The sequence below is a fragment of the Polaromonas sp. 39-63-25 genome (assembly GCF_002278925.1).
Taxonomy (GTDB): Bacteria; Pseudomonadota; Gammaproteobacteria; order Burkholderiales; family Burkholderiaceae_C; genus Polaromonas.
On the sequence record NZ_NCJH01000032.1, the window covers coordinates 1 to 17,326 of the forward strand.

Genomic DNA, 17,326 nt, shown 5'->3' on the forward strand with positions numbered 1-17,326 from the left:
AATCCCCAGGGCAGCCTCAAACAGCTTGGCAGTCATCAATTCACTCGTCCAGGTTGATCAAATTGGCGTTAGCTTACCCACTCAGATTTCAAGAGAGGCGTTATTGTCTTTCTCCTATGCCATAGGCCAGCCAAGAACTCATAAGCATCGCCTGCAAGTGCGGGGACTGCAACAAAGAGCCCAGGCGCCGCGAACACAAGAGCCACCGGCCAAGACCACCCCCACACATCCATGGCGCCGAAGAACGCGCCCAAAGTGATTGGGAGCATGAACCGTAACGTGAACGCGGCGACGATGGCGCCGATGGCCCACCACTTCCCCATGTGATATTCAATGCCCTCGAAGCCTGCCACGAACTGCAAAATGGCATAGGCCAAGATAACTAAAACCCCGGCCACCACCGCTATTGTTTTCATTTTTCGCTCCCTTTTGTTGCTCGCTTTGCTTGCGCACACCCTGCTTACATGATGCAGGCCTCGGCGGGCATTTGGTTTGCACCATTTAGCAGCCAGCATAGTTCTTTCGTCCGCTTTTTGTGATTGTGTATGTGCCGCCGCGCGGGCCTGTGTAGCATGTCGGACCGCCTGACGGTGTGGGCGCAGCCTGACGAGGTGCTGCGGCAGCGCTTGCCCCTTTGGAGTCGTGGCAGTGGTAGTCGCCGGTTTTACGGTTCGTGTGGCAGCCCTGCGCATCTGTACCGCCAGAGTGAGCCGCAGCAGATCCGCAAATCACCAGCAACGCCAACGCGCAGAACAGTTTCATGGTGTCTCCAGACTTTGTCACATATGGTGACATGTGGCGACGCATATTGCCTCCTCCGATTGAGGGAAGGGTTAGCCCCATGAGGTGCCGTGGCACCATTCAGGCCAAAGGGGTGCGTAATGATCGAAACGTTATTGATGGGATTTCTGAACCGGCCGTGGATCGCAAGCTTGCTAGGCCAGACACTCGTAGCACTAGGAGGAGTGATGATGATGTTGGGAATTCGTGTGGGTCGCATCGGCCAGCGAATTGCCAGGATTTTTGATCGTCACGGGCTGGAAGCGCCAGATGTGATGAGCAGTTTCCCCTGGTGGTTGCGAATGCTGACGCCAGAGACAGTTGGACAGTGGATAGTTGCGGCACTCGTATTGGCCTCGGGCGCCTACTTGATCTACTTTGGCAAGTGGGCCAGAAAGCAACTGTACAGATAGACGGAATGTGTCGCCGGGCGAGACACCGGGGGTGCCGCCACCTGCGGAAGGTGCTTCAGCAATAGAACCTATGTCACGGCGACCGGAGTCGCGGGCCGCACGAAATCGATGTCCAAAACCATGTCACTGTGCTCATACATGGACGCGCGAATGTTTTGCTTCAAAGGGGCCAGATAGAGCTGTGCCCCCTCGCGCCGGGCGAATTTCATTGCTGGCACAAAGTCACTGTCACCGGTGACCAGCACAATCAGTTGTACCTGCTTCTTGAGCGTCAGAGCCGCAATATCCATCCCTATGCGCATGTCCACCCCTTTTTGGGTAATGCTTGGCTTGAGATCGGTATGGCGAATTTCAATCATGTCACCGTTCGCTTTGTTCAGCTTTTTCTGCGTCAACTCCCACCCGTTAAAACTCAATTCCCCAAGTCTTAGCGCGACGTATGGCAGCTTGACTAGCTGATCAAAAAGCTGTTGTGAGCGTGTAGCGATGGGCTGATTTGCAAACTCGATTTTCCCGCCGCTCAGCGGCTTGTCGTGCGCAGTTTGCAAAGGGACAGAATCGTAGTAATACACTCGGTGCAGACGCAGCCCCTCTAGCAATGGGTAGTGGCAAATCGCTGTGATGAGGGCTTCGAAGTCGGCAGCATTGGCCGGCTGAATAGAAGTTCCGATCTTGCGCTTCGCGAACCCGCCGTCGATAAGAATCGCGTACTGATGCATTTGGCCCGCCCAAAAAAATTGGCCGCCAAACAGGTCGAAGGTCGAAGCCTTCTGTTATATGTCACCTGTAGGGCAGCCGTCTCTTATCGAGAAGCCAACTGTATGCGTTGTGCCTTGTGGATATTGTGGATAAGTTTACTTTTTCAAATTTTTTTGCCACAAATTCACGAAATAACCACAAATCGCTATCGTTTAAATAGCAATCATTTGAAGGCCAGCTTAGCGCGAGCTCAGTTTTTCGCCTGTAGGAGCGCGCCTCGAATATCTGAGAGTGCACGCGTTTGCACCGTTGGATATACGGCTAGCCGAAAGGTTGCGTCCCGGTTTGCGCTAGATTTTGCACCATTTCGGTGCAAATCACCCCAAGGTCAGGCCATTTTTAGCAAGCGCCCTAGCCTTCTCCTGCAACTTCCAAGTGATCGACCAAGCATGCAGGGGCTTCCAGCGCCCCTCTAACCTGTAATCCTAAGCGGGTGCGGTGCCAGTGGTGGACATAGAAGTCATAGGCCAAGTTCGACATTGGCAGCATGGCTGCGGCTTCGTCACTGAGCGCTCTAACCGCATCGGAAAACTTCTGGCACCAGGTGTTCTTGGCTTCGGTGGTCGCCGGAGGCAGGTTACGTAGGCAGCCACGTTCCGCAGGCTGTACCCATCTGAGCGACCTCCAGCGTCTTCCGGCCGAGGCCGAAGTACAGCAGAAGCCTCATTCCGCCCCTGCGTAGGCCGACCGACGACAGCGTAGTGCTCGTAAATGCGGCTGTGCGTGGGATTGAGGCGATCTATCGCCCAGGCTTCAACTTTGCGAAGGCTGGCGTGATGCTGCTCGATCTGCAGGACGGCGGCGTCGAGCAGGGAGAACTGGATCTAGAGCCCGAGCCACAGGCCTGCGGTCATCTGATGGGCACCTTGGACAAGCTCAACGACCGTTACGGCCGTGGAACGGTGACGCTAGCTAGCGCCGGCCTGAGAGGACCGCGGTGAGATTTTGAAATGAAGCAAAACCTGCTTACGCCGCAGTACACGACGCGCTGGGCGGACTTGCCGGTGGCGAAGGCTTGAATGCATGGATACCTGGTTTCTTTTTCCCGGCTGTTGGGTAGACTCAGACCTCAACAGGAGGCTCCGTGTCCAAAACTTTCCTCAAGATACTGGTCGGTTTCGCGATCGGCGCCAGTGCGACGGCACCCTTTGCTCAGACCATTGCAACCGCCAAATTTGCGGACACGAGCGTGAACCTGGTGATACCAAAGGGTCACTGCGTGATTCCGCGCGATGACGAGCTTGGCGCGCTTCACTACAAAATGCAGGAAGACGGCAACCGCGACCGCAACAAAGTCGCGATCCTGTACGCCAACTGCCGGGAATGGGCACAGCGCAGAGCCAACCCGGCACTGCTCCTGCAAAACCATGGCAGTTATCTCTTTCAACTGACTCAAGGCCAGGAACTCTTGCTTCCGGCTGGAACCACGAGGGCTGATGTTGTTCAGATCTACGTAGACCATGAAATTAAGACCGGCGGTGGGAGCCAAGACATAACTGCGCGCCTAAAAGAGAAGCTTACTAACTCCAGCGTCCCGACCCCATCACTCCAGGGCAACGTCAACCTCGGCCTCATCGACCGGGATGAGCTCGGAGCCTATATTGGCGTAGGAGGAACTTTAGTCTACGAAGGGAAGCCTGCTCGATTTGTGGGGGTCGTCGGCGCCACCACCACGCGTTCAGTGCCGGTATCAATCAATCTGTACGGCCCGGCTGCCAAAGGCAATCCGTTTCGGGAGCTACTTGCCCGCCAAAAAGAGATGGTTCGCCAGTTCGTTGCCGCTAACGAGTGAGTTCAACCACGGCGTGAGTCGGCTTTGATATCATTCGCTGCGGGATGCCTCATTGCCAGATACCACGAAGTAGGTGAGCGGCGTTTGCCATTTTTCGCATGTTCTCCCACATTTTGATACGACTGACGTTATTTTCGTGGTGAAGCTGCTCAACGACGCCAGCTATCTGCGATATAGGCGCCTCATCTAGGAAGGTGCGAACATGAGGCGCATAGTCTGGTGGGTTAGTTGCAGTTAAAAATGCAGCACGTAAATCCTCGGCCTTTATTGAGTTCCTATAACTTACGCTCGCTGTGATCGCGGCCGCGTCTAGTGCAGATTTCATTCTGTCCATTTGCCGTCTGGTCGGCCGTGGGTTCGAAATGTGGATATTCAGTCCCAGTTGTGCAGTAATTCGTATTGCCACTGTGAACCGCACCGGGTTTCGTGGAGGCAATTTGGTTTAAGTCAGGCCGCCACAGTGGTGGTCTGACTGGCGAGTTGCCGGTAGTAGTTTGCCTCAGCTTCTGCGGGCGGAATGTACCCGATGGGCTCAAGCAGTCTGTGGTGGTTAAACCAGGACACCCATTCGAGGGTGGCCAGCTCCAAGGATTCCTTGGTTTTCCACGGTGCCCGGCGATGAATCAGCTCGGCCTTGTACAGGCCATTGATCGTCTCGGCCAGGGCGTTGTCATAGGAGTCTCCCTTGCTACCGACGGAAGGCTCGATGCCTGCCTCGGCCAACCTCTCGGTGTAGCGAATGCTGACGTATTGCGCCCCGCGATCCGAGTGACATATGAGGCTGCCGTCGCGTTCGGGCTGGCGGGCATACAAGGCCTGCTCCAGCGCATCCAGAACGAAGTCCGTGCGCATCGAGCTGCTGACCCGCCAACCGACAATGCGCCGGGCGTACACATCAACGACAAAGGCCACGTACTGCCAACCTTGCCAGGTCGATACGTATGTGAAATCACTGACCCACAGCTGATTGGGGCGCTCGGCATGGAATTGCCGATTGACGCGGTCCAGCGGGCATGGCGCCTTGGCATCGCTGGTCGTGGTGCGAATCACCTTGCCCCGAATCACGCCTCGCAATCCCAGGCGGCGCATCAGCCGCTCGACCGTACAGCGCGCCACGACCGTGCCCTCGCGCGCCAGTTGGCGCCAGACCTTTACGGCACCGTAGACCTGCATATTGGACAGCGCCTGTGTGGCTCTCGCAGCAGCGCCGCATGGCGCCGATAGCCCGACGGGGCGATCTGCAATACCTTGCAAATCGGCTCGACCCCGAAGGTATCGCGATACTTGTTTACGAACTCTCTCAGGACTTGATGCGACGGTCGAGCTCCGCCTGGGCGAAAAAAGCGCTGGCCAGCTTGAGGATCTCGTTGGCCCGGCGCAGTTCTTTGTTCTCACGCTCCAGTTCCTTGACCCGTTGCGCCTCGCTGGTCGTGACGCCTTCACGCACCCCCGCGTCGACCTCCGCGCGTTTGATCCAGTCCAGCAGCGTTTGTGGCACGCAGCCGATCTTGGGCGCAATCGATTCCACTGCGGCCCACAGCGATGGGTATTCCCCGCGGTGCTCTTGCACCATGCGCACTGCGCGCTCACGGACTTCGGGAGAGAACTTGTTGGACTTATTCATGGCTTCATCATCTTAAGAGTTGAAGCCTCCACAAAACCCGGTGCGGTTCACTGCCCAATCAAGCTTTTCAATCGATCCGTTTTCCAGTTGCTCCACTGTAGTCGGCAACAGGCCACACAGGTCGGCAACGCGAGCCTGAGTTAAGCCCATGTCGGAACGGCGGGTACGAACCGCTAAGCCTATCTCGGCAAATTCATACATAGGAGCGGTAGAGGACCCTGGGCACGCGCCTCCACGGATGCAGCACACCATCGATGTCGAGAAAGAGTGTCAAGACGCTCAAAAACAGGAGTTACCACCGCACGCGCGAAATCTCTTCGTCCACCACTTCGAGGAATACGTCGGCCCTTTCCTCGGGCGTCAGCGTGTCATATTTGGGCGGCATACCGCCCAGCAGCATTTCAATAGCGGTCAGTCCGGCGTATATCTTTTGCGGGCTCCGCAGGAAACTCCAGAGCAAGGTCGAATTCACGTCGGCTTCTAGGTATTTCTGGATGGCTTGCTTCAGCAGCGACTTGTCCAAACGTTCGTCGATCTGAAACGCAGGGTAGCGTCGCTCGTCGACTCGCTTTGGCGACGAAAGGAAAATAAACTCGCCGGCGACCGCGCGTTCATAAACCGCTTCCGGCGAGCACTTCAAATGCTCGGCCATTTCATGCGCGGTCAGCACACCATATAAGTGGGCAGGGTCGCCGAGATTCTGGCTATTGATGATTGGAGGGAGGGGGTCAATGCCGGACGCTGCTTCCCCCTGGGGCATATGATCGATACGCCAAGGGGCCCGCACTCTAAGCCACATACCCAGCGTCGCCTGCAAGCATGTTTCGCATAAATCGATTTCTACTCGATTCCCATCACCAAAAACCGAGCCAAAACCAGCGTCGAATCCAATGGACGTCATTTGTTCGAAACCGGGCTCGATGCGATGGACTTGCTTGCCACATCGATCGCATCTGATCTGATCGACCAGGCTGACTGCCCCAATAACTTTAAGCTGCATAGAATAATTCCTAGCGAAATTGCAAACAGCTAACCTGATGCGCCGGTATGCAAAGAATCAATCAGACGAATAACGTCATCCGCCTGGCCTGCGGCCACTGCCTGCTCCGCGGTTTTATGACCAAATGCTGAAAGCTGTTCTGTTCGGAACCAATGCAGCGCTTTCGGCAAATCGCCGCCCGATACCTCATATGCCGCTTTGATGGCACGGAGGTTCTCCCTGCGGTGCCTTTGGAAGTTGGCCGCGCTGGGGCCTTGGCGATCGAACTCACTGGCAATCGCATCGTCCTGTATCGTGTTCATATGTCACCTCCTTCGCCGCACTGGCTTAGGTCGAGCTCAGCGAGAAAGAAGTCGTCCTCATTCAGTTCGCTGCTTATTCCCACTATGCGACTGACGATCTCTCTCTCGACAGCACACTGTAGAACCTTGATCGCTCGCGCAAGGCCAGCTTCTGTCATTTGGAATTGACCGTTCGCGTGGTACTTCGTACCGGGTCGCATCAAGAGTTCACAAACTACATAGAGTGAAGGGGCAAGAGGTGCGTCCAGCTCCCCACCCTCCATAGAGAGACGCTCAACCATCCTTAAATCTCTTGCGAGACAAAGAAGAACTGTCTCTTTAAGTGCGGAGGGGTATAGCAGGTGTTGGGTGTCAGACGTTGTCAGGCGCGTCAACTCCTTTAGGCTTGTCGATGCTTTAGGGCGAAGAGCTTCAAGCATGGGCATGGGCGGTCCTTATGTACTCGATTTGATGCGTTAAAAGCTGTCTATAGACACGTGTCAAAAGTATACCGTTTTGCGATAGTCGCGCCAGATGCGACCAAGCAAAAATCAACCGTTAATGCGTGCTTTAGCCATCGAGATTAAGGCTCGTCGTGTGGAGTTGAATATGAGCCAGGAAGATCTCGCTGGAAAATGCGACTTGGATCGGCCCTACATCTCACTAATCGAAGTTGCGCGCAAACAACCAACAATAAGTGTGTTGCTCAGGCTCTCTGAGGGACTGGACTATGCGCTCCCCGAAATGATGAAAAGGGTTATGAGCCGATATCTGGTGGAGTCTTAGTAGGCTATAAAGGTTTTAGTCGTCGGGCCAGCCCCATACTGCCTCCAGTGCCCTCCCTACGCTCTGGAGCATACGAGCGACATATATCCAAGTAGTTCTCTGTTAGCGATCCCATCCAGCGCGCCAGAGCGTATTTTTTCGTGTAATGAGAGCAGAAAACCCGAGTAAATCCATCTCGCTTCTGAGGTCGACCGTTCGATAAGGCGAAATATAGGTACTTTTGTAGCGTTCTATCTACCGCGACGAGTACTACACCAAGGACGCCTGTAAGGAACCCGGTGTGGCCGAGGTCATCATCAGCAAGCAGCGTAACGGCCCGACCGGCACCGTGAAACTTGCCTTCCAGAACCGAATTACCAAATTCTCCAGCCTGCAGGACGATTGGCCTGATCGGAACCGGCCTGGTGATTGACTGGGGCAGGGCGAGACGATTGGTCGTGATCACTTGCCGAATCCAGACTAGTCAGCGATAGTTTGAACGTTTTCGCATTTCGCGACGACGCATGCTTCATGCATGCCCAAATCACCCGACAGGGCTTCCCCTGTTGGGGTAGCTCCGTCTGGTGTAAGCCAAGGAGCTACTATGAAAAGTGTCTTTCTGGCTTTGGCCCCCGGACTTGCATGCGCAATTCTGGGATTTGTAGTTGAGGTCGGACCTTACCTGGTGAAGAACGTCAAAGCATTCATGCAGCGGCGTGCTTCTGTCGACAATCTGCGAGACGTTGTCAAAGACATCGCAAACGTCGGTTCAGCAGTAGGTGGCTTGCTTGGTTACAAGGAGAACTCTCCCGAAACCTTCATCGCTGCCGCAGCCTGGTATCTCATCTTTCTGCGCCTGAGCTTCGCACTCGCATTCCGCGTGCACGAGCTGGAACAGGAATCTGAGGAACGGCGGCCTCGTAGACGGAACAGGAGGGCTTGAAAAAGTCCACCGGTTTCTTATAATGAGGTCATCAACATGCCTGAACTTGGACCCACAATGAGTGAAACCTACCTCACATATTTCAACGCCTTCCAGGTGCTTGGGATCATTGCGGCGCTCTTCTTTGCCCGTTGGGTAGGGAAGGGCAACAAACGGTTGCATCAACGAAACCAGGAACGAAACAGGTCACGTCTCAAACGACACGCCGAAGCCTAACCAAACTTGCCGCGATTCAGCGGCATTTTTTTTACCAACCCACGGGGGGATCTCTCCCTCCGGGGGGCGATTCCCCCATATTTTTTGGGAAGAATCAAATGCAAAGTCAGCCAACGACTTTCACGATGCTGGACCTGTCCACGGCCCACCTCAAACCCGAAACACGAACCCTGCTGACCCAGGACCTCGTGGACGGCGCACTCATTTATCCAAAAGGCCCCTGGGGCTGGTTCGTGCATGTGCCCACAGAAACCGACGGACTCACCATTAGTGATGAAGTGCCGGCAGACCTCAAGGCCTGCATCCAGTACGCCCAGCGGCATCAGCAGAACTGGCTGATGCTGGACTGCGACGGCACGGTGGCGTCTGAACTCCCCGTCTACGGTGACGTTGAGGAAGCTCCGGTGGCCATCGCAGTCGCGACATCATCCGGCGGCCGGCAAGTTGCGCGTACTCACGCGCAACAGGCAAATTCGAATCCGGTGCGGGTGACGGCGCAAGCCGCACACACGCCCCGCCCAGACTGAAGCCCGGTAGGGCTGGTCAACTTCGACATAACAACAAGGCTGGTAGCGGAGCTGTGCATCGCGCATAGCTGCCGCATACCCACATAAATATGAATCAAATTCCACAAGAAACCTATCCGGTCAACGGGCACCTCCTGAGTAAATTCTCCCTGGAGCTGCTCGCCAATGACGCAACCGATCTTGTTCAGATTGAGACCCACGACGGTTTCCTGGTCAAGGTCCTGCCACCCGAACAGGACTTCGGCGAAGGCCCGCATGAGATCCAGGAGCTCATCGGCATCGCCCGGAAGGCTGGCAAGGAGTGGGTTCACATTCACCACATCCCTGCAGGTCTAAGTCACGAGTACCGCCACCACCAGTGAGCGGTCCCAACAACAATGCGTTATCCCGCCCGTGGAGATCCCCACACCGTGATGACAGCTGGCTCAATGAGCTGGTCACCCCAGAAACACCCACAGCCCCGTACCCGTCACATGACAGGCACGGGGCTTTTTTTTGGCCCAGCGGGCAGAACTTCAAGAATTTAGGCAGGGGTCAATGCAACGACACCGAAGTGCCGCGCTGCAGTTCCTGGTCATGCCTTCCGAATCGCTATGGGACTCTCCAACTGCATGCCGATAATCGCCCTCGACATCACCCACGGGCGATAGCCGGGCTCGTTCCGAAGCGCTGCCTCTGCCAAACTGGCCTTGACGATAGCCTGGGCGTATGTCTGACCCGTATGCAATATCGTTTTCACTTCAGAGCGTTGAACCGAAAAACCCTGAGTTCGGTAGACGCTGTATCGTGCGACACGTCGCCATTCATCAGTCAACTTTGTCAAATCAGGCATTTCACTTCCCTTTGACGTACGCGATTCGGCTGCCGCGCTACTCGGTTCCTTGCTTATCGCCATAGTGATTTACTTCTCCCCTCGCTCGGGCGATGAAGTTGATTGCCCCCTTCGTTTCGCCCCACCAGATTACCCCCGACCGGGACCTTCGCATCACGGTTCATTCATGCGACGACCCGGTGCTGCTTAAAAAATAGGATTCCTAGCTCCGCCCGCATGGGTAAAGGCTTTGGGTCACATGAGGCCCGACTTATCCACGCGAACAGATGGATAACTCTCGCCAAAAGCATCACGGAGCCGAAAACGGCCCGGTGTCAAAGCGCTCCTGTGGATAACTCGCTGAAGCCACATTTGACGCGGCCCCTGCGCTCCTAACGAAGGCTTACCGCCTCCCGAAACATCCGGACAAGTAGCTTGACCGAAGAAGCGATGCAATCGACGTGGCCAACAGGACGCGGCTCGCCGCGCATGCCCAACACATCAATCATTTCATCGAGCCTGACGTCGAGCGCCGGGATGTTCGCGCCACGCTCACGGAACAGGTGCGCGTCTGCGCTGGGTGTGCGGTTCAAAAGCGTTGCCTTGAGCAGGTCGCGTGCAGGAGCGAAGTCCAGCATCCAGTGGCGCCCATTGACCGGCACAATCGGCTCAGGGACGTAGTTTTGCCGGAAGTCTTCCGACTTGATTTCCAGGGAAATTACTTGGTTCATGACAGACCCTTTCGCAATGAATTCTGTTTCTGTAGATACAGGTTCTCATAGTTTCACTTCCCGTCAACCCCCCAAGTCGAAGGCTTTTCCAACTCATCTGCGCATGTTCATCAGCGTCGGCGTCAACCCCCACCACACGTACGGCCTGCAATTGATTCCTATGCCAATGTGAATATTGCTTTTGCATCACACCCCGCCCAGATTGCAGGGCAAAAAAAAGGCCGGATCTACCCGGCCTTTCCTTTCTCCCAACTGCGCGACTCATTCAACATAGGCGGGTGGGGCCGAATTAAAGTAGTCAGCCGAAAGCCCCGTCTGCTCGACGAATGCCATGCTCTCGGCCGCTGTGTCCTTCTGCGCCACGACCCGTACCGGCGCACTGGCAGGCACTCCCGCGGCCGCCGAAGTTCGCTCCGCCGGAATTGGGCTTGCGCTTGTAAGGTAGGGGGGAGAGGTTCCATTGAAGTACCGCTCAAACTGGATGCCAAGTCGCAGGAGGTGAATCACCTCCCTGGCCGGGCGCTTCGCACCGCCAAGACGGGCAAACAGATCGGGCATGTCCCGGTCGATCAAGATCCTCAAACGGATTTCTCGGTCATCGGTCGCTGCGGAAGACATTCAATCCCCCTTCAAGCCCGTACCGGCATGGACATGATCTCGCCGGCGACATGAAAGCCCTTGACGTTGGCAAACACCGGGTCGTCGTCCATGGCCATGATCGGAGCGAGCTTGGGATAGCGCTTCGAAAAGAAGTCGTGGTAGACCTTCGCGCCGCCGCCAGTGAAAAGGATCGTGTCAAGATTGTCCAGCGAACCGAGCTTCGCGACCATCTTGTCAGTCGACTCCTTCAACACGGCTTCAATCCCGGTAGCGAAATTCGACAACTCATAGGTCTGGCCGCCGGTCTTGAATGACGGCGCATTCTCACGGATTGCCTTGTCGATCCGCTCAATGATCTCGAAGTTGTCGCGCCAGGTCGCGTCAATCTTGTCTGCCACTGCATAGGCACAGGCGAGCATGCTCTTGGGATAGGCACCCGACCGTTGCCAGTTGGGCAGGCGTCCACGTGCGACATACCAATCAAGGGTGCCACCGCCCGGATCTACCACCAGTACCCAGCCATCCTGAAACGTTTTCGTGTGATTGGCGGCATAGCTGACCAGTGCGCCCTGCGGCTGCACAATGACCGAGGCGCGCTCAACCGTGATGCGGCGATGCGCGCCCGGGTGAACTGGATCGGGAAGAAGATGCTCGCCCATGGCACGCTTGGCCAGCTTGTCCCTGTTCTCGCCGAAGGTGTTGAGCGGCAGGCCCAGCACCAAGTGCCGGATCACCAGTTCTGACTTCGCCTGCGCATCCTGAAAAATGTAGTGCAGTGCCCCCCGCATTAGGGCGAGATATTTGTCTGTCTGGCTGTAGTCCGCAAGAACTTCACGTGGCTCGCGTCCGGAGCTATACAGGATTGCGTCGCGACCGACAAAGTAGTTGACGTCCTCGACGGCCACAACGCAGCCGTCGGGCTTTCCGTGAAGGGCGCTTTGGGGTGTCAGTCCTGCCGGCAGCCGCGGTGCGAGGCTGGGGAAGAGGGCGGTCGCAATGGTGCTTGAATCACCAACCAGTTTGCGGCCGAGGGACAGCTTGATAGAGAAGTAGCCAACGTCAATTGCTCGAACGTCGACCACCACAGGGGTGTCGGGTTTCATGGACTCTCCAGATAAAGGCAACACAAGTCGTGTTGACGCAAATGGTAGAGGCGGGTCCAGCGCGCCGCAAATGATCGTGACCAAAAAAAGCCCAATAGTGGCCAATCCTGTCCACGACAACGCGGCGGTGCGTAATTCGTTGCCGTGAACGCGGGCAACGTGGACGCAGACAGCCCAATTGCGGACACTTCTGTCCATTCGCCTCCCGCAATCGCATCGCTCGACCGACGAAATGGACGCAGAAAGCCCACGGGCGGACGTTCCTGTCCAATGCTGCGCAGCGCACCACGAAAAGTGCAGCCGGCCGAGTAGATCTGGACACAGAAAGCCCGAAAGTGGACATTCCTGGTCAATGAAGCGCTCTCGACCGTAGTTCCCCAGAGCGTGCTGATCCGCTTGAACCTGCGTCTGCCTGAGGCAGACCACCACTATCAAGGCTTCGCCGTTGGAGCGCAGCTTTCAACCGGCTCGCGAGGCCTACGTTTGGAGTGCGCCAGGACGACCGACACTGCAGGGCCGATCGTCTTGTCCACAGGCCAACTCACGGCGCCATGTCATCAACTGACTCAAGACTGAGAGAACACGGACCCCGCGCCCGTATTGGTCCTGCCTGGACCCCTAAGCCCCTGAGGTTCACACTGAGCCGAAAGTTGACTCTGTGGACAACCGCTCCATCCCCGCGTTTTGTCCACAATCACTTGCACGACAAAAGCAAACGAAGTACATTTCATCCGTGCTGGCAATTTGCCAACTCGCTGTCCCAGTGGCAGCATCCATCAAAGTCCAACTCCACATGTGAATTGGCCCCGCTTGTCGGGATCGCTGGTAGTCGTAACTACTTCTGTCCCACGGACAACATCGCTCAACAGAGCAAACTCAGCTTAGTACTCACAACGCAAGGCGCGTTCTGAATCTTCGCGAGCAATCGCACGGGTCGAATACACCCAAAGCCTCGGAAGTCATCGACTGTCCTTGGAGGAAGTGCCGTTCAAACGAACAGCGCTCACTAGCAAACTCTTCAGCGCCCGAATCTGGGCCCGCCATCCTTAGCTCCTCTGGTGAGGGCGATGGGCGGAGCCGCGTAAGCGGTTAAAGCGAATTCAATTCCACGTTCCAACCATCTACTCCCTGGAGGCCTTAAGGCACTCGCAGCGAGATGCGCTATCCGCCTGTCCATTTGAGGACGGGAGCCTTTTGAGGCTTACAAGGTGATAGCTCATAAACAGATGACATTGGGGTGCGCAACGTCAGTGCGTACTGAGTGGGATCAAGAACACCGGCGAGAGCCGGATGAAGGTTGGCTTCCTTAAAAGCCCTGGCTGATGCCAGTAACCCCCTGTGTCGCCCGTTCTCGCGGCACAGGAGACTCCGAAAGGAGTTGCCCCCCGGTCGCAACGGGATAGGCAGGAGAGTTTGCTAACGATCCGTGCGAAACAACTGACCTTTCATGCCCGCCTGGGGCCGCAACAGCCAGGCAACCCATCACCAGCGCGCCGTAGGACGAATCCTGCGGGGGACCAGCGCACCCCAAACCGACTTCACCGCGCCCGGAGGCACAGCCACGTCACGCAGCTGCACCTCATCGGCTCTACCTATGCGTGCGACGAACACAAGCCATTTTTGGCAGCTCACCCGACGTTTTCAGCCGCGTCGATGTGAAGGGAACCCGGCTGGCAGGAGAAAACGATGATTGAATCAATGTTGACGGAAGCGCAGGAGCTGTGCCGTGCGATCGAGCAGCTGCCCGCGTCCGCGCAGCAGACTGCAGCCCTCCTGCTGGCCTTCGGCTTGGCCCAAAGGCTCAGCCTTTTGCCACCGGAGGATTCTGAGGGGCACGGGCGCCGCGCGTCCGCTTTCGAGGCGATTGCTGGAGAGCGCGTCTACCAGGACGCCAAACACGGGACCGTCGTGGCCAACCCTCATGAGGTAGGCACCTGGTTGATGCTCATCAGCGTGCATCTGCGCCGGGCCCAGGACGCGTTGGCCAGCGCAGACCACCCCGGCGGGGCACTGGATGCCTTGAGGAAGGTCCTCGCAATCGGGACCGCCTGCGGAGAACAACATGGCTTGCCGGCCCGCCGCGCCCAGGTCTCCTCTCCCTTGGGACACCCCGCCAATTCGGTACCGTCCGTATCTCAGCGCCTGAACCCAACCCTCTGCGATGCAGCCAAGGGCTGAAATGATGCGCAAGCAACGCCATGCGCTCTGCAGCCATGCCCGATCGGCGGGGGGAGACTCCACGGCCCCCCTCGCGGCGCGGATCCACTGCCTGCCCCAGCCGGCGCGCCAGATCATCAGCTTGAGCGCCCATTGGCTCGAAGTGACCGACAAGGCACCGGTGCAGCACGTTGCGACCCTCGACCCCCGCTCGATCTTCGATGCCCTGTCCGCCGGCAAAGCTGTCATCTGGCAAGACTGGACCCTGAGGGCCAGCCCGCCCCGGGCCAGCGCCGACGACACCGGCGCCATTCGGTGGGCTCCCGCCATCTGGGTCAGCTCTTCAAAAGGATTCAGCCCTTTCCCGTGTATGGATCTGGAAAGCGTCGCCCAGGCCTGCAGCTTCATTGCCCAGCGCGAAGCCCGCGTCCATGCGCAGGCCCAGATCGAATTTGACGATGAACCGTGCTACTGACCCCTGACACACGAAAGGACGCGAGATGAGGCACGAACTGCGAGAGCTGCGCACCGACCACAGAACGATTCCGTTGGACCTTGCTGGCGATCAGCTGGGCGCCGGCGGCCGGGAGCTCACAACGCGCGAGATCAACCGGCGCATCCGCGAAGAGGCGCAAGACGTCAAGCGCAGGGAGAAAGCGGCCAGCAACGCGGCAGGCGCGGCCATGGGCGTCCTGGCCCGGGTCCAGAAACGCCACCCTGACAACCCCAAGGCCCAGCTCGCCATGTTCTTCGGCGAATTTGTCATCAAATCCGGTACCGGCCGCAAGCGCCCCGTGTCCGAGCGAACCTGCAGCGCCTACAGCGACGGCATGATCCGCATGATCGACGACCTGCGCGCCGACCGCGCCGCCGTGCGCAACCTCGGTGAGATCGGCAAAGCCCATGTCCTGCGACTCATCAGGTACTGGCTCGCCCAAGGGCAGGGCAGCGGCACCATTCAGAACAAGATATCCATTCTGAGGAGGTTCCTGACCTTCATAGGAAAGGAAAACATCGTCCCCAAGGGTCATGACCTGCGCGCCTGGCTCAACCGCGAGGGTGTCGAGGTGCCCAACTGGCGGCATACAGTGGCCACCGAGAGCCTGGCCTGGGACCAAAACGATGTGGATCTGCACGAGGTGCTGGAAAAGCTGCAGCGGCGCAGCCCCCTGACCGCCATCCAGCTTGAAGTACAGGCCGCATTTGGCCTCCGGATGAAAGAGTCCATCCAGCTCAACCCGGCAGCGGCCGATGAAGGCCATGTCCTGCGCATCGTTCACGGCACCAAGGGCGGCCTGCCGCGCGACGTCCGCTTTGAGGACGATCCAGCCATGCGCCAGTGGCAGAGAGACGTGATCGAGCGCGCCAAGCTCTATGCCGCCCGCAACAGGAAGGGCACCCTGTCCGAACAGGGCAGAACCCTGCTGCAGAGCAAAAACCACTTCTACTACCAGCTCGGCATGGTCGGCGTGACCCGCGCCTCCCTGGGCGTGACAGCCCATGGCCTGCGCCACCAGTACGCCGCGCGCCGCTACGCCAGCATCGCCGGCATGGCCCCGCCCGTGCACCGCGATGCGCCCCTGCAGGTCACCCAGGCCATCCGTGACGCGGATCTTGAGGCGCGCACGCAAGTCAGCCGCGAACTCGGGCACTTCCGTGCGGACGTGACGCAAGCCTATGTCGGCTCCCTGCCCATGCTCGAGCGCAGCCGCAAGGCCCGGATCGTTGACTGGATCCAGCGCACGGAAGAGAACACCGAGTTCCAGCGCACCGTTCGCGCAGCTGGCCTGTCTGCTGTCTGGCTCGGCGGCCGCTTCGCCCTGGGCCTGGAAGTTGATGCCAACGAGAAGCTGCGTGTGATTGTGCGGACTGAAAACCTTCGCCCGCTGGAAACCAACACCCGCTTTGTCCTCAAGCAAAACCTCCTTGAGCTCTACGGCCGCCCCGTCGATCTCAGCGAGCACCACGACGAGTCGCCCCCGGACGATGCCCTCGAAATCATCATCCGGTGAAAGGCCAGCCCCCTTACCTGCCTGCCTACCAGCTCCTCACGAGAAAGGGCGACAGGGAGAAGGGCGAACCAGGTGACCAGAGCGATCCAGAACACCCCTACCCAACCTCCAGCCCCAGCCCCACAGAACGAATAACACCATCCCAGCGCGAAAACCCGCCCTCAGATGACGTAACGCCATGCCATCGCCTCCAATGCCGCCCATCCACCGCTCGCCTGGTGTTTGCCAGGTATTTGCCAGGCGAACCAACGGCATTGACAGAACCCCCATCGGTGAGAAGCTGAATTGATCACCCCCGAACGAATATGAACCTCATCAACATCCTCGCGCAGATCGCCTTTACCTGGACAGGCGCCATGGGCTGGCACCTGTGGCGCATCGCCATCGGCAGGCCCGCCTACCGCTGGATCACTGACACCGGCACCAGCGACCTTTCGTTCCTGCTCGTGTTCCTCATCGCCTCCGCCCTGCGTTGGAGCGTTGCCCACGGCTCCGAATGGCTCGTATTCCTTGCGTCGACCGTCGCGACGTTGTTCGTGCTCGGTGCGTTCACCTTGCGCAGCACCCGAAGCGACTCTCTTTTCTGCGCGGTCCTGGGCGCCCATTCGCTGGTCGCCTTCGCGAGCACAGCCGCCACCGTGCTCGGCCTGATCGAATCCCCACTGGGCCTGCATCCGGCTGGGTTGGTGTCCTTGGTCGTCGAAGTCACCCTGTATGCAGTATGCGTATTGCAATTTTTCCGCGAAGAACCGGCTGTCCGCAAGAACGGCTACGGCCGCGAGCGCGTGCGTCCCTACGTTTGACGCCTCCCC

Annotated in this window: 21 protein-coding genes, 3 pseudogenes and 1 other annotated feature; of the genes and pseudogenes, 13 read left to right on the top strand and 11 right to left on the bottom strand. The window is 57.8% G+C overall.

The features are described from left to right. Positions 1–68: 68 nt before the first annotated feature. Entirely contained in the window at positions 69–416 is a 348-nt protein-coding gene (locus B7X65_RS22830; protein WP_293596534.1) for a hypothetical protein, read from the bottom strand. An 85-nt stretch (positions 417–501) separates the two neighbouring features. Further along, positions 502–861 carry a YHYH domain-containing protein gene (locus B7X65_RS23935; protein WP_366557389.1) on the bottom strand — a complete coding sequence of 120 codons (360 nt, stop codon included), beginning with the start codon at positions 859–861 and terminating at the stop codon, positions 502–504. Positions 862–881: 20 nt separating this feature from the next. On the opposite strand from B7X65_RS23935, the gene B7X65_RS22835 reads away from it, so the two are divergent. Further along, entirely contained in the window at positions 882–1,193 is a 312-nt protein-coding gene (locus tag B7X65_RS22835; protein WP_293596535.1) for a hypothetical protein, read from the top strand. A gap of 68 nt (positions 1,194–1,261) precedes the next feature. Here B7X65_RS22835 and B7X65_RS22840 read toward each other — a convergent pair whose 3' ends face one another. After that, entirely contained in the window at positions 1,262–1,912 is a 651-nt protein-coding gene (locus B7X65_RS22840) for an NYN domain-containing protein (protein ID WP_293596536.1), read from the bottom strand. Between the two features lie 714 nt (positions 1,913–2,626). Here B7X65_RS22840 and B7X65_RS23940 point away from each other — a divergent pair. Both B7X65_RS23940 and B7X65_RS22850 read left to right on the top strand, forming a co-directional pair. Further along, a pseudogene (locus tag B7X65_RS23940) lies at positions 2,627–2,971 on the top strand (DUF4113 domain-containing protein). 65 nt (positions 2,972–3,036) lie between these two features. Continuing rightward, on the top strand, positions 3,037–3,744 hold the full coding sequence (locus B7X65_RS22850; RefSeq protein ID WP_293596537.1) for a hypothetical protein: 708 nt from the start codon (positions 3,037–3,039) through the stop codon (positions 3,742–3,744). A 49-nt stretch (positions 3,745–3,793) separates the two neighbouring features. Here the strand turns inward: B7X65_RS22850 and B7X65_RS22855 are convergent, their stop codons facing one another. The 5 genes and pseudogenes from B7X65_RS22855 to B7X65_RS22875 all read right to left on the bottom strand — a co-directional run bounded on the left by B7X65_RS22855 (position 3,794) and on the right by B7X65_RS22875 (position 7,095). After that, positions 3,794–4,078, bottom strand: a complete 285-nt coding sequence (locus B7X65_RS22855; RefSeq protein ID WP_293596538.1) for a hypothetical protein — start codon at positions 4,076–4,078, stop codon at positions 3,794–3,796. A gap of 113 nt (positions 4,079–4,191) precedes the next feature. Next, positions 4,192–5,368 (bottom strand): annotated as a pseudogene (locus tag B7X65_RS22860) (IS3 family transposase). Further along, positions 4,974–5,090: a sequence feature (AL1L pseudoknot), on the bottom strand. It overlaps the preceding pseudogene by 117 nt. Before the next feature lie 292 nt (positions 5,369–5,660). Then, positions 5,661–6,368, bottom strand: coding sequence for a hypothetical protein (locus tag B7X65_RS22865; RefSeq protein ID WP_293596539.1), 708 nt, complete (start codon positions 6,366–6,368; stop codon positions 5,661–5,663). 29 nt (positions 6,369–6,397) lie between these two features. Beyond that, entirely contained in the window at positions 6,398–6,670 is a 273-nt protein-coding gene (locus tag B7X65_RS22870) for a hypothetical protein (RefSeq protein ID WP_293596540.1), read from the bottom strand. Next, on the bottom strand, positions 6,667–7,095 hold the full coding sequence (locus B7X65_RS22875; RefSeq protein ID WP_293596541.1) for a hypothetical protein: 429 nt from the start codon (positions 7,093–7,095) through the stop codon (positions 6,667–6,669). The genes B7X65_RS22870 and B7X65_RS22875 overlap by 4 nt, the downstream gene beginning before the upstream one ends. Positions 7,096–7,210: 115 nt before the next feature. Here B7X65_RS22875 and B7X65_RS22880 point away from each other — a divergent pair, with 115 nt between their 5' ends. The 6 genes and pseudogenes from B7X65_RS22880 (at position 7,211) to B7X65_RS22905 (ending at position 9,462) form a co-directional block, all read left to right on the top strand. Beyond that, positions 7,211–7,435: a helix-turn-helix transcriptional regulator gene (locus B7X65_RS22880; RefSeq protein ID WP_293596542.1), complete on the top strand. Its 225-nt coding sequence runs from the start codon at positions 7,211–7,213 to the stop codon at positions 7,433–7,435. A gap of 214 nt (positions 7,436–7,649) precedes the next feature. Further along, positions 7,650–7,847, top strand: a pseudogene (locus B7X65_RS22885) (DnaB-like helicase C-terminal domain-containing protein); the annotation flags it as partial. A 171-nt stretch (positions 7,848–8,018) separates the two neighbouring features. Next, positions 8,019–8,357, top strand: a complete 339-nt coding sequence (locus B7X65_RS22890; RefSeq protein WP_293596543.1) for a hypothetical protein — start codon at positions 8,019–8,021, stop codon at positions 8,355–8,357. Positions 8,358–8,414: 57 nt separating this feature from the next. Continuing rightward, positions 8,415–8,573: a hypothetical protein gene (locus tag B7X65_RS22895; protein ID WP_293596544.1), complete on the top strand. Its 159-nt coding sequence runs from the start codon at positions 8,415–8,417 to the stop codon at positions 8,571–8,573. 98 nt (positions 8,574–8,671) lie between these two features. Continuing rightward, entirely contained in the window at positions 8,672–9,100 is a 429-nt protein-coding gene (locus B7X65_RS22900; protein WP_293596545.1) for a hypothetical protein, read from the top strand. Between the two features lie 89 nt (positions 9,101–9,189). Then, entirely contained in the window at positions 9,190–9,462 is a 273-nt protein-coding gene (locus B7X65_RS22905) for a hypothetical protein (protein ID WP_293596546.1), read from the top strand. Between the two features lie 841 nt (positions 9,463–10,303). Here B7X65_RS22905 and B7X65_RS22910 read toward each other — a convergent pair. The 3 genes from B7X65_RS22910 to B7X65_RS22920 all read right to left on the bottom strand — a co-directional run bounded on the left by B7X65_RS22910 (position 10,304) and on the right by B7X65_RS22920 (position 12,345). Then, entirely contained in the window at positions 10,304–10,642 is a 339-nt protein-coding gene (locus tag B7X65_RS22910; protein ID WP_293596547.1) for a hypothetical protein, read from the bottom strand. A gap of 261 nt (positions 10,643–10,903) precedes the next feature. Continuing rightward, positions 10,904–11,260: a hypothetical protein gene (locus tag B7X65_RS22915; protein ID WP_293596548.1), complete on the bottom strand. Its 357-nt coding sequence runs from the start codon at positions 11,258–11,260 to the stop codon at positions 10,904–10,906. Positions 11,261–11,271: 11 nt separating this feature from the next. Continuing rightward, positions 11,272–12,345: a hypothetical protein gene (locus B7X65_RS22920; RefSeq protein ID WP_176491415.1), complete on the bottom strand. Its 1,074-nt coding sequence runs from the start codon at positions 12,343–12,345 to the stop codon at positions 11,272–11,274. Between the two features lie 1,686 nt (positions 12,346–14,031). On the opposite strand from B7X65_RS22920, the gene B7X65_RS22925 reads away from it, so the two are divergent. The 4 genes from B7X65_RS22925 (at position 14,032) to B7X65_RS22940 (ending at position 17,317) form a co-directional block, all read left to right on the top strand. Next, the gene (locus B7X65_RS22925; RefSeq protein ID WP_293596549.1) at positions 14,032–14,523 is read left to right on the top strand and encodes a hypothetical protein; all 492 of its coding nucleotides are present in this window, start codon (positions 14,032–14,034) and stop codon (positions 14,521–14,523) included. Between the two features lie 4 nt (positions 14,524–14,527). Continuing rightward, positions 14,528–14,977, top strand: a complete 450-nt coding sequence (locus tag B7X65_RS22930; RefSeq protein ID WP_293596550.1) for a hypothetical protein — start codon at positions 14,528–14,530, stop codon at positions 14,975–14,977. Positions 14,978–15,002: 25 nt separating this feature from the next. After that, on the top strand, positions 15,003–16,514 hold the full coding sequence (locus B7X65_RS22935) for an integrase domain-containing protein (protein ID WP_293596551.1): 1,512 nt from the start codon (positions 15,003–15,005) through the stop codon (positions 16,512–16,514). A gap of 305 nt (positions 16,515–16,819) precedes the next feature. Then, positions 16,820–17,317 carry a hypothetical protein gene (locus B7X65_RS22940; protein WP_293596552.1) on the top strand — a complete coding sequence of 166 codons (498 nt, stop codon included), beginning with the start codon at positions 16,820–16,822 and terminating at the stop codon, positions 17,315–17,317. The last annotated feature ends 9 nt before the right edge of the window (positions 17,318–17,326 follow it).